The following is an 11,379-nucleotide window of genomic DNA, read 5'->3' on the forward strand; positions in this document are numbered from 1 at the left end:
CTGATTCGGTGAACAACCGTACACTGATACTTACCGCCCGGTAAGTCCGGGTTGTGTGGAGTGCCTCACTACCGGGCTGGGTACGTCACCGCGGTGACCGAGCAAGGCTTTCCCCTCGACCTGTTGCAGGAACTGCTCTTCACGTACGGCCCGTGCGGGCAGGAAGACGCGGTCCGCGACATATGCAGGCGTGAGCTCAGCCCACTGGTCGACGAGACGCACATCGACGAAGCGGGCAATCTCATCGGCTTGATTCGGGGCAACCCGAATGCGAAGGTCCCGGCCATCCGCGTGATGGCCCACATGGACGAATTGTCGATGCTCGTCAAGCGCGTCGAACCCGACGGCACGCTGCATCTCACGCAACTGGGAACGATGTACCCGGGCAACTTCGGCCTTGGCCCAGTGGCGATCCTCGGCGCGAAAGAGACACTGTGCGGGGTGCTGACGCTGGGCTCGGAGCACACCACCAGCGAAAGTCAGCAGATCTGGGAGACCAAACCCGACGGCGGTGACAAGGCGCTGGACTGGACGCACGTCTACGTCTTCACCGGCCGCAGCACCGACGAATTATCGGCCGCGGGCATTCGCCCCGGCACCCGGGTGTGCGTCGACAACAGCAAGAGGTCACTCGTCGAGTTCGGTGACCATCTCGGCTGCTACTTCATGGACGACCGCGCGGCGATCGTCGCGCTACTCGATGCGGCACGTCAGATGCGCGCCACAGAGAGACGCCCGGCCGGCGATGTCTACTTGGTGTTCACGACCGATGAGGAGATCGGCGGTATCGGCGGGTCGTATGCGAGCCGGAGGCTGCCCGGCGACCTCACCCTCGCGCTGGAGGTCGGCCCTACCGAGGCGGAGTACGGCACCAGCGTCAGTGGCGGACCGATCGTCGGCTACAGCGATGCGCAGTGTGTGTACGACAAAGAGGTCGCGGACGAATTGATGAGAGTGGCAACGGATTTGGGTTTGGATCCGCAGCCAGGCGTGCTTGGCGCCTTCGAATCCGATGCCTCTCATGCAAAGGCCAACGGGCTGACGGCACGCGCGGGACTGCTCTGCCTTCCCACGCTGAGCACGCACGGTTACGAAGTCATCCGACGCGCTGCAATCCCCGCCATGCGTGATGTGCTCGTCGAGTTTCTGCTGGGTTGACCAGGGCCGCGCAGGCGGACTACTTGGCTGTTGGCTGACCGGCCCGTCGAGGACGCGCAACCCGCGCAGCACGACGCGTCGGAATACCCGGGGAGCGCCGACGAACCGGGGGACGATCAGTCGGCTGATGCCTGAACGGCGCTGGTAACCCGCCGAGGTCTCAGCGCGAACGTGACTCTAGGGTCTAAGCGTGGGTCGCTTGGACCGGTTCTTCGAAATCTCCGAACGCCAGTCATCGATTGCTGCCGAACTCCGCGGCGGCCTCGTCACCTTCATCGCGATGGCCTACATCATCGTGCTGAACCCGATCATCCTGTCGAGTGCGCCGGACGTCACTGGTCAGAAGCTCCAGTTCGCCCAAGTCTCGGCCATGACGTCACTGGCCGCGGGCGCCATGACGATACTTTTCGGCGTCATCGCGCGGTTGCCGTTCGCATTCGCTGCGGGTCTCGGCATCAACTCGTTCCTGGCGACCACCGTGGTCGGCTCCGTGACGTGGGCCGAGGCGATGGGCCTGGTGGTCATCGACGGGCTGATCATCGTGCTGCTTGCGGTCACCGGGCTGCGCAGGCTGGTGTTCGACGCCGTGCCGTTGCAGCTCAAGCTCGCGATCACGGCCGGGATCGGATTGTTCATCCTTTTCATCGGACTGGTCGATGCAGGGTTCATCGGCGCCACCGGACAATCGTCACCGCCGGTAGGCCTCGGTCACGGAGGCGTCGGCTCGATAAACACCGTGCCCGCAGTCGTCTTCGTGTTCACGCTGCTGGTGACCGGCATCCTCGTCGTGCGCCGGGTGCGTGGCGGCATCCTGATCGGCCTCGTGATCGGCACGCTGCTCGCGGTGGTCATCGAGGCGATCTGGCATCTTGGCGCAGCGACCGAACATCCCGGCGGGTGGAGCCTTTCGGTGCCGACGCTGTCGGGTTCACCGGTCGCGCTGCCCGACCTGTCACTCGCAGGCGACTTCAGCTTCGGCAGCTTCGGGCGGATCGGCGTGCTCGCCGCAGTCATGCTGGTCTTCACGCTGGTGTTCGCGAACTTCTTCGATGCCATGGGTACGTTCACCGGATTGGCACGCGAGGCCGGCCTCGCCGACGACCAGGGGACATTCCCTCGACTGCGATCGGCGTTGATCGTCGAGGGTGCGGGCGCCGTGGTGGGCGGGGCGACGTCATCGTCGTCCAACACCGTGTTCATCGAATCGGGCGCAGGCATCGAGGAAGGCGCCCGCACGGGGCTGGCGAGCCTCGTGACAGGCGTGCTCTTCCTGGCCGCCATGTTCGTTTCCCCGTTGGCGTCCATCGTGCCGACGGAGGTGGCGGCGGCGGCGCTGGTCATCGTCGGCGTGATGATGATGTCGCAGCTGCGCCACATCGACATCTCCGAGTTCTCGGTGGCCGTGCCTGTGGTTCTCACGGTGGCCGTGATGCCGTTCTCCTATTCGATCGCCAACGGCATCGGCGTCGGATTCATCGCATGGGTGGCGCTGCGGTCGGCAGCGGGTAAGGCACGTGACGTCAGCCCGCTGCTGTGGGTGGTGGCGGCGGGCTTCGTGCTCTATTTCGCGCGCGGCTGGATCGAATCGCTCATCGGGTTGTGACGGTCCAGCTGGCGAGCAGTCGCAACGCTTCCTCCGACGATGACCCCGCCTCCGCGGTATAGATGCACAGCGTCTGGTCGGGGTCACCAAGCACCGCAACGGATTCGTAGTTCACCGTCACGTCACCCACGATCGGATGGTGGTAACGCTTGACCCCGTGGGTGCGTTCGCGCACATTGTGATCCGCCCACCATCGCCTGAACTCCGGGCTCTTGACCGACAGCTCGCCCACCAACTCGACGAGTTCGGGATCGTCGGGGTGGCGTCCGGCGTCCATCCGCAGTATCGCGACGTTGTCACGGGCCAGCTCCTCCCAGTCGACGAACAACTCTCGGGTGGATTCGTCGAGAAAGGCGTACCGCAACAGGTTTCGGTCACGCGGTGGCATTGTGTCGAAGTCGGCCATCAGCGCACGCGCAAGACGATTGGCGGCGAGGATGTCCATTCGGCGACCGAACACGAAGGCGGGAGCGACGTCATCGAGCGTCTCGAGGATGCGACGCACCCCCGTCCGGACCCGCTGCACTTGCGCGGTCGCGCGGCGGCGGGCACGACGGTTCTTGCGGGCCACCTGGAACAGGTAGGACCGTTCGGTGGCATCCAGTCGCAGCGCGCGCGCCACGGCGTCGAGCACCTCATCGGAGACATTGAGGTGGCGGCCCTGCTCCAGTCGGCTGTAGTAGTCCACGCTGACGCCGGCCAGTTGGGCGACCTCCTCGCGCCGTAGCCCCGGCACCCTCCGCGTGCGCCCCGTACCGCCGATCGCCACATCCTCCACGCTCAGGCGGGCACGTCGGCTCCGCAGGAATTCCCCGAGCTCCGCGTTGTGCTCCACATTGCCAGTCTGAGGGAAGCGAGCGTGCTGCGTCCCTGCAAACGTAGGTCTGCTGGACCTAGGTTGACCGCGGCGCTGTTTCGCGGCTTACGGAGCCATCCCCTGGTTGTTGTCTCAGGCACGCGGCACCACCGCCGCTACCGACACAACAGGAGAGTGCACACATGACCAGTTCGATCGACACCGCAGCTCCGTTGGCCGGCCGCGTCGCGGCCATCACCGGCGCGTCCAGTGGCATCGGCGAAGCCACCGCGAAGAGGCTCGCCGCCGCGGGCGCGAAGGTCGCCGTCCTCGCGCGCCGCGCCGACCGTCTGGAGAAGCTCGTCAATGAGATCGAGGAATCCGGTGGTACGGCGCTGGCCGTCGCCGCCGACGTGACCGATGCCGACGCGCTGCGCGACGCGGCCGCCAGGATCGCGAATGAACTGGGGACCGTGGACCTGCTTTTCAACAACGCGGGTGTCATGCTGCCCGCACCTGTCGAAGAGTTGCCGATCGAACAGTGGCGGCAGCAGATCGACATCAATATCAGCGGGTTGATGAACGCGGTCGCTGCGTTCGTGCCGCAGCTGATCGCCGCAGCCGATGAGAAGGGCGTCGCTGATCTGATCAACACGTCATCGATTGCAGCGCAGAACATCTTCCCGAACTTCGCGGTGTACTCGGGCACCAAGGCGTATGTCACTCACATGTCGCGGACCCTGCGCGCGGAACTCGGCGCCAAGAATGTCCGCGTCAGCGCTGTCGAGCCGGGCATCGTGGAAACTGAGTTGCAGGGCCACGTCACCGATGCAGGCGCGCAGGAATGGCTGGAAAGCACACGGGGACAGATCGATTGGCTGGCGCCGGGTGATGTCGCCGAGGCCATCACCTTTTTGGCCTCGCAGCCCGCACGTGTGAACATCCAACAGCTGACGGTCATGCCGACCAAACAAGCCTCCTAGTGCCGACTGCCGTTGCCGCTACCGCCTGTTGCCACCCACCTCGGCTGGTAGCGGCGGCGGCAACGGCGTCGTCGGTGTCGGGGTGGCGGGCGCGGGCCCTGGCCCGGGCCCCTGGCCGACGGGTGCGTCCATTCGATGCGTGTCCACCATCGGCTCGTCACGGATCACGTCGGCGCCCTGGCTGATCACCAGTGATTTGGCGGTGACGGTGTAGGTGATGCCGTCGTTGTCGGCGACGAAACCGTCATTGGACAACGACGCAGGCACGACCAGCCTGGCGCCATCGCGCATCCGCACGCCCCGGTATTCGTACTGGCCGCCCGGCGTTTTGCAGATCGCCACACGCGAGGAGTCGGTACTGCCGAAGAGCACCGCAGAGTTCGGCGACGCACACCGTGCGGTCGAGTCCACGTATCCCTGGGCGTCGGTCGTCGGCGCGGCGGCGGCCCTCGGTAAACCGCACACCGCAGCACACGCCACCATGGCGGCGATTAGCCGGGCTGTGCCCGCATTCGAGGAAGACGACATCAACCCTCACCACAGCACGCCAGCCGCGTCTGCGCGAGCGTCGACGCCGAATCACAACCTAATCGTTAGCTTCGACGCCGCTCCTTCTCGTTGTCGGCCAACTCCTCTAGCCGGTCGGCCGTCGCGATCTTGTTCGCCGCCGTGTCACGCTTGTCTTCGACGTCTTCCAGCTTGGCATCGGCTGCCGCGACCGCGCTCTGCTCGGCGGCGCGGACCATCGCCACTTCTTCACGTTTGGCCGCTTCGACAGCGGCTTCGCGTTGTGCGGCAGCCTCATCGGCCCGCTGCTTGCCTGCGGCGATGCGCTTTTCGGCGGTGTCCACCGCGGCCCGTTTGCGATTCGCCGCGGCTGCGCGGGCGTTGTTGGCGGCGGACTCCTCCTCCGCCGTGGCCTGTTCGCGCTCTTTCTCCGCCTTCTCCCGGCTGGCCCGCACGTTGGATCCCGCCGCCTTGATGTTCTCGGTTGCGGCAGCATCCAATTCGGCCGCCTGTCGAAGAGCATCGGCGCGCGCGACCAACTCCGCCCCTCGCTGTTGGAGTTCGGGCACCCGTAGCAGGTTTCCGACAGTCATGTCCAGCATGCCAAGTGAGCGCTCGTAGAACAGCCGCGCCGGCGCATCGGACTCCATCCGACCGAACACCCGATCATCCACCAACTGCAGCGGCAGCCGCGCGAGCCGGTACTGAATCTTGAAGACTGCGAACGGGAAATCGGTGATGCTCATCGGTCACTCCTAGTGTCAGCCTGCGCCCTGAGCCGGTCCGCCTCGGCTCTCGCCTTGGCAGATTCGCGAACCGCCTCCTTGTGGTCGTCGAGGGCGTCAGCGACCTCTTCATCCGCGGCGCGGATCGCCTCTCGCTCCTCTGCCTTGGCCTGCTCCACCCGGCGTTGCGCGTCACGTTCAGCTTCTGCCTGCTGCTTGGTCAGATCTTGATGAGCGGCCTGTTCGGCGGCGCGCTTCTGCGCCGCCTGCTCCGTCCGGATCTGCGTTTCTTCTGCCGCCGCTTCGGCGTTCACCGCACTGCGCTCGGCGGCGCCCTCACGCTTGGCCTCAGCGGCCTTCGCCCTCGCCTCGCGCGCCTCGGCGTCAGCGATCGCCTCTGCCTTACTGGCCTGTTTGCGCTGCTGCGCCTCGGTCTGCTCCAGTTGCCCCTCCGCGGTCAGCGAATCGTTACCGGTCACCGCGCCGACGACTTCCTTCGCCTTGCCTTTCACCGAGTCGATCAAGCCTTTGCGAGCCTGGTCGGCCTTACCGGAATCAGTCATCCCATTCCCCTCGTTCGTCGATTCCCGCCCGGATTCCACGTATCTGGCAGCCCAAAACACCGTGCGGGCGGCGCCACGGCCCAGCGGCGGGCCGGGACTGGGGTTAGCCGGTTGGGCGCCATCCAAACGCGGATAGGGTCGAAACATGAGCGGCGGAGAGCAGCGCGCCGGAGTGCAGCTGACTAATCTCGATCAACCGCTGAGCCCGGATTCGGACGCCACCAAGCGTGACCTGGTCGACTACCTGCAGGCGGTCGCCGACCGCATGCTGCCCGTTCTGACCGACCGGCCACTGACCGTGATGCGCGTGCTGCGAGGACAGCCACCGTTCATGCAGAAGAACGCGCCGAAGTACACCCCCGATTGGGTGAAGACCGTCACCATCTGGGCGGAGGCCTCGAGGCGCGAGGTGCGCTATCCGCTGTGCAATGACCGACGGACTCTGCTGTGGCTGGCCAACCAGCGCGCTGTCGAATACCACCCCTCACTCGGGCTGGCCGACAACATCTACCACCCGACGCATTTGGTGCTCGATCTTGATCCGCCCCGCGATACAGATTTCCGCGCTGTCGTGGCCGTCGCCCGCCTGGTGCGTCAAGCCCTGGCGGACAGTGGCTTGGCCGGTGTGGTCAAGACGAGCGGCGCCAAGGGACTGCACGTCTTCGTACCGGTCGATGGCAACGCGCCGGGCGATGACGTAGCGGCGGCTACCCGAGCGCTTGCCGCTCGGGCCGCGGCGCTCGATCCGTCCATCGCCACAACCGCTTTCATCGTCGAAGACCGCGAGGGGAAGGTGTTTGTCGACTCCACTCGGGCCGGCGGCGCGACAGTCGTCGCCGCCTACAGTCCCCGTCTTCGTCCACGCATACCGGTGTCGTTTCCTCTGGACTGGGCCGACCTCGACGACGTCACCCCCTCCGACTTCACGCTGCACACGGCGGTCGACGCGCTTTCCGGCCGTGACCCGTGGGCCGAGGCCATGCCCGCACCACAACGCCTGCCGCGCGAACTCATAGAGTTCGGCCGTACGATTCCCGTCGCCAGGGTCGCAGCCATGCACGAGGGAAAGCGCCGCGCCAGGGCGGCGAGGAGGAGTCGGTGACAGGTACTGAGTTGGCGGCGGCGACGTCGGTTTTGGAACGCCTTCCCGTCACCCGTTGGCATTGGCGGTTGGTCGTCATCGTCGGCCTCGGCACATTCTTCGATCTGTACGAGGTCTTCCTCGGCGGTGTGCTGGCACCGGTACTGGCCACCGAATTTCACCTTGGCACACTCGGCAAGGCGATGGTGATCGCGTCCGGGTTCGCTGGCATGTTCGTTGGCGCAAACGTGTTGTCAATCGTCGCGGATCGGCTCGGGCGCCGACGGGTTTTCATCCTGAATTTGCTTGTCTACTCGTTGTTTTCACTGATGACCGCGTTTTCACCGAACATCGAGACGTTCCTCGTACTGCGTTTTCTGGCAGGCATCGGACTCGGCGCGGAACTGGTTCTCGTGGACACCTACCTAGCCGAATTCCTGCCTGCGAAGGTCCGTGGCCGCCTGACGGCTTGGGCGTACACGCTCGGCTTCGTCGGTGTGCCACTCGCGGCGCTGCTGGGCGGCAAGCTCGTCGCGCACCACCAGTTACTCGGCTTCGACGGATGGCGGTGGTTGCTGGTTTTCGGCGCGTTCGGCGCGGTATTCGTGCTCGCGGTTCGCACCATGCTGCCGGAGTCGCCACGTTGGCTGGAAAGCCGCGGCCGCAACGCGGAGGCACGCGCAGTGGTCGCATCGATCGTCGCCAACGTCGCACCAGGCACCCCGTTGCCTGCGACGCAGGCGGACACGGCGCTCGGCAAAGACGATGCGCGCACCGTGCGCGACGTGTTGCGTATCGCCTTCCGGGATTACCGGAAACGCACGGTGATGCTGATCATCTTCCAGGTGTTGCAGACGGTGGCGTACTACGGATTCGGCACGCTGGCCCCATTGGTGCTGGTGAGCAAGGGCTTTGAAGTGACGCAGTCGCTCGGATACGCAGCTCTCACGTTCGCCGGCTATCCGCTGGGATCCCTGATCTCGGTGCCGCTGGTCGAGCGGTTCGAGCGGAAATTCTTGATCATGGGCTCGGCACTCGGAATCGGCGTATGCGGCATGGTGTTTGCCGCCGCCGATCACGTGGCGTTGATCGTCGTGGCGGGATTCCTGCTCACCGCCGTTTCGAACATCTTCTCCAACGCGTTTCACATCTACCAGGCCGAGATCTTCCCGACCGCGATCCGCAGCACAGCTAGCGGCATCTGCTATTCGCTGTCCCGCGCGACGTCGACCGTGCTGCCGTTCATCGCCGTCCCCGCACTGGCGGCGCTCGGGCCTGTCGCAGTGTTCTCCGGGTCGGCGGTCCTGATCGTCCTGCTCTGCCTCGATGTCGGGCTGCTTGGTCCGCGCAGCACCGGCCTCGAATTGGAGAAGGTCCAACAGATCAGCTGACGCGTCAGAAGGCGTAGCGGATTCGACAGCTGGGCAGCAATTCGCCGACCAGATCGGTGAGCTGCTGCACCCAGCGACCCTTCCACGGGCTCTTGTAGCGGACGTTCCACTGGCCGCTCTGGCTGCGTTTGAGCTGCTGCAGATCCGGCCGCCACAGCAGATCTTCACCCTTGGGGTGCCAGCCGAGATTCACGTCGTGCAGCCCCTCGTTGTGGGTCAGAAAGATCACCTCGGCCGCCAGTTGCCGCTTGGTGCGCTCGTTGGTGCCGTCGGCGATTTGCTCGAGCAGTGCTGCCCAGTCCGCCAGCCAGTTCTCGTGAACGATCACCGGGCTGAAGTTCAGGTGCGCTTCGTAGCCGGCTTCGACGAAGTCGTCAAGCGCGGCGATCCGATCGGCGATCTTGGAGGTGCGCACGTCGACGAGGCGTGACGTGTCCTCCGGCATCAGGCTGAAGCGCACCCTGGTGCCGCCGCGGGGAGCGTAGGTGAGCAGATCGCGGTTGACGAGCTTGGTGGCAAAGCTGGCTTTCGCGTTGGGGACTCGCGCGAACAGATCGACAAGATCGCGAACGTTGTCAGAAACCATTGCGTCGACCGAACAGTCGCTGTTCTCACCGATGTCGTAGACCCAATCGTCGGGATCGCACTGGTTCGGCGCCGGCTTTGTGCCTTGCCGGGCGGCGTGCCGTTCGAGGTAGCCGGTGATCCTGTCGATGTTGGCGAACACCGTGACCGGGTTGGCGTAGCCCTTGCGGCGCGGCACGTAGCAGTACGAGCACGCCATCGCGCACCCGTTCGCCGTCGACGGCGCGATCCAGTCGCTGGAGCGTTCGTTGCGGCGCGCCGAAAGGCTCTTCTTCTCGCCGAGGACGAGCACTTCCCGCTTGATGCGGACCCAGTCGTCGACGTTGCCCTCGTTGCCGTACAGGCCCGGAATCGCTTGATGCGAAGGCACCTCGATTCGCTGTGCGCCGGGGAACCGGTCGAGTACCTGACGGGCGCGGGGGAACCGGTCGATGTCGGGTTCGTGAAAGATCCGCTTGACGTCGAGCAGTCGACCCGCGAGGTCGGCCGGCGTCCGGCGGGGCGGTGTATCAGTTCCCAGCGTGGACGTCACAGAGCTACAACGCGGCCGCGTCCAGCGGGGTTCCGATCGTGGGCTCGAAGGGCACCTCGGTGCAGGTCAACGCGCTGCGGGCACCCGGTCGTAGATCGCCGAATCGTCTATGTTGACGCGTGAACGGTCAGGCAGCGCAAGACAACAGACCACGGTGACGACCGCCGCAACGACGATGTAGATCGAGATCGAATACGGCGTTCCGGTTTCGTGCAGGAGCCACGTCGCCAGCAGCGGAGCCGGTCCGCCCGCGAACACCGATGCCAGCTGGTAGCCGAGCCCCGCGCCGCCGTAGCGCAGATGCGTCGGGAAGCTTTCTCCGATCAGCGCCGCCTGCGGTCCGTACATCATCGAGTGCACGATCATCGACAACACGACCGCGATGAAGATCGACAGCTGCCCGCCGTGCGTCAGCACCATGAAGTACGGGAACGCGCCGAGGCCCGCGATCACCGCCCCTGCGAGGTAGACCCGTTTTCGGCCCACCGAATCGGAGAGATGGGAGAAATACGGGATCGTCGCCAGTTCAACGGCGGCGCCGACGAGTACGGCGGTCAGCACGAAGGTCTTGCTGTAATGGTGGCGCTGCACAACATAGGTCAAGACGAATGTGGTGAACAGATAGAAGGGCATCTGCTCGGCGAACCGCAGCCCGGCGGAGAGCAGGATCTCGCGCCAGTGCCGACGGACCACTTCCGCGACCGGCGCGGTCGCGGCTTTCCCTTCGTCCAGCACCTTGCTGAACATCGGCGTCTCGAGGATCTTCAGCCGGATGACCAGGCCTATCGCGACCAGCACCAGACTCGCCAGGAACGGCACTCGCCAGCCCCACGAATTGAACGCCTCATCCGACATCGTGGCGGACAGCAGGGTCATCCCGCCTGTGCCCAACACCAGCCCGACGGGAACGCCGACCTGAGCGAAGCTGCCGAGCAGACCACGCCTCTTCTGGTCGCCCCATTCCATGGTCAGCAGCACTGAGCCGCTCCACTCGCCGCCGACGGCGATGCCCTGCAGCACCCGAAGCGCCACGAGCAGCAGTGGTGCGGCAACCCCGATTGCCTCGGTGCCGGGCAGCACGCCGATGACGGCCGAGGCCAGACCCATCACCAGCAGCGTGATGATCAGTGTCGTCTTGCGGCCTATGCGGTCGCCCCAGTGTCCGAAGATGGCCGCGCCGATCGGGCGGGCGGCGAACCCGACGAAGTAGGTGGCGAAGGACTGCATCGCGCCGGCGTAGGTGCTGGACGCGGGGAAGAACAAGTGCGGGAAGACCAGCGCGGCCGCCGTGTTGTAGAGGAAGAAGTCGTACCACTCGATGGTGGTGCCGATCGCGCTCGCCAGCGCGGCCCGCCGCACTTGAACTTGACGCTGACCCGGATCGAGCTGTGCCGTGCGGGCTGACCCATCATCTCCAACAGCCATCCGATGACCTCCTGTGACCGACGCCACTTC

The 11,379-nt window shown here is 65.5% G+C and carries 11 protein-coding genes; 5 read left to right on the top strand and 6 right to left on the bottom strand.

The window, feature by feature from the left end:
- The first annotated feature begins 93 nt into the window (after window positions 1–93).
- Complete coding sequence (locus ACGFK1_RS27440; protein WP_393437235.1) at window positions 94–1,158, top strand: M42 family metallopeptidase; 1,065 nt, start codon at window positions 94–96, stop codon at window positions 1,156–1,158.
- Between the two features lie 190 nt (window positions 1,159–1,348).
- Window positions 1,349–2,761 carry an NCS2 family permease gene (locus ACGFK1_RS27445; protein ID WP_393437059.1) on the top strand — a complete coding sequence of 471 codons (1,413 nt, stop codon included), beginning with the start codon at window positions 1,349–1,351 and terminating at the stop codon, window positions 2,759–2,761.
- Here the strand turns inward: ACGFK1_RS27445 and ACGFK1_RS27450 are convergent.
- Window positions 2,748–3,596, bottom strand: coding sequence for a helix-turn-helix transcriptional regulator (locus tag ACGFK1_RS27450; protein ID WP_393437062.1), 849 nt, complete (start codon window positions 3,594–3,596; stop codon window positions 2,748–2,750). The two genes, ACGFK1_RS27445 and ACGFK1_RS27450, sit on opposite strands and share 14 nt — an antisense overlap.
- Window positions 3,597–3,760: 164 nt before the next feature.
- Between ACGFK1_RS27450 and ACGFK1_RS27455 the strand changes: the two genes are divergently transcribed.
- Window positions 3,761–4,540: an SDR family oxidoreductase gene (locus ACGFK1_RS27455; RefSeq protein ID WP_393437065.1), complete on the top strand. Its 780-nt coding sequence runs from the start codon at window positions 3,761–3,763 to the stop codon at window positions 4,538–4,540.
- Between the two features lie 18 nt (window positions 4,541–4,558).
- Here the strand turns inward: ACGFK1_RS27455 and ACGFK1_RS27460 are convergent, their stop codons facing one another.
- The 3 genes from ACGFK1_RS27460 to ACGFK1_RS27470 form a co-directional block, all read right to left on the bottom strand.
- Window positions 4,559–5,068, bottom strand: coding sequence for a hypothetical protein (locus ACGFK1_RS27460; RefSeq protein ID WP_393437067.1), 510 nt, complete (start codon window positions 5,066–5,068; stop codon window positions 4,559–4,561).
- A gap of 65 nt (window positions 5,069–5,133) precedes the next feature.
- Window positions 5,134–5,793, bottom strand: a complete 660-nt coding sequence (locus tag ACGFK1_RS27465; protein WP_393437069.1) for an IF2 family translation initiation factor — start codon at window positions 5,791–5,793, stop codon at window positions 5,134–5,136.
- Entirely contained in the window at window positions 5,790–6,335 is a 546-nt protein-coding gene (locus ACGFK1_RS27470; protein WP_393437072.1) for a CsbD family protein, read from the bottom strand. The genes ACGFK1_RS27465 and ACGFK1_RS27470 overlap by 4 nt, the downstream gene beginning before the upstream one ends.
- A gap of 145 nt (window positions 6,336–6,480) precedes the next feature.
- Here ACGFK1_RS27470 and ligD point away from each other — a divergent pair, with 145 nt between their 5' ends.
- A complete protein-coding gene (gene ligD / locus ACGFK1_RS27475; protein ID WP_393437074.1) occupies window positions 6,481–7,437 on the top strand; it encodes a non-homologous end-joining DNA ligase in 957 nt (318 codons plus the stop codon).
- Window positions 7,434–8,807: an MFS transporter gene (locus ACGFK1_RS27480; protein WP_393437076.1), complete on the top strand. Its 1,374-nt coding sequence runs from the start codon at window positions 7,434–7,436 to the stop codon at window positions 8,805–8,807. The genes ligD and ACGFK1_RS27480 overlap by 4 nt, the downstream gene beginning before the upstream one ends.
- Window positions 8,808–8,811: 4 nt before the next feature.
- Here the strand turns inward: ACGFK1_RS27480 and ACGFK1_RS27485 are convergent, their stop codons facing one another.
- Together ACGFK1_RS27485 and ACGFK1_RS27490 are read right to left on the bottom strand one after the other, a co-directional pair.
- Window positions 8,812–9,924: a spore photoproduct lyase family protein gene (locus ACGFK1_RS27485; protein ID WP_393437079.1), complete on the bottom strand. Its 1,113-nt coding sequence runs from the start codon at window positions 9,922–9,924 to the stop codon at window positions 8,812–8,814.
- A 66-nt stretch (window positions 9,925–9,990) separates the two neighbouring features.
- Window positions 9,991–11,349, bottom strand: coding sequence for an MFS transporter (locus ACGFK1_RS27490; protein WP_393437081.1), 1,359 nt, complete (start codon window positions 11,347–11,349; stop codon window positions 9,991–9,993).
- Window positions 11,350–11,379 lie beyond the last annotated feature (30 nt).

Source organism: Mycobacterium sp. NPDC048908 (genome assembly GCF_043197955.1).
GTDB lineage: Bacteria > Actinomycetota > Actinomycetes > Mycobacteriales > Mycobacteriaceae > Mycobacterium.

Coding starts and splice junctions, on each gene's coding strand:
- ACGFK1_RS27455 (WP_393437065.1), top strand. CDS start 3,761: ATGACCAGTTCGATCGACACCGCAGCTCCGTTGGCCGGCCGCGTCGCG.
- ACGFK1_RS27460 (WP_393437067.1), bottom strand. CDS start 5,068: ATGTCGTCTTCCTCGAATGCGGGCACAGCCCGGCTAATCGCCGCCATG.
- ACGFK1_RS27465 (WP_393437069.1), bottom strand. CDS start 5,793: ATGAGCATCACCGATTTCCCGTTCGCAGTCTTCAAGATTCAGTACCGG.
- ACGFK1_RS27470 (WP_393437072.1), bottom strand. CDS start 6,335: ATGACTGATTCCGGTAAGGCCGACCAGGCTCGCAAAGGCTTGATCGAC.
- ligD (WP_393437074.1), top strand. CDS start 6,481: ATGAGCGGCGGAGAGCAGCGCGCCGGAGTGCAGCTGACTAATCTCGAT.
- ACGFK1_RS27490 (WP_393437081.1), bottom strand. CDS start 11,349: ATGGCTGTTGGAGATGATGGGTCAGCCCGCACGGCACAGCTCGATCCG.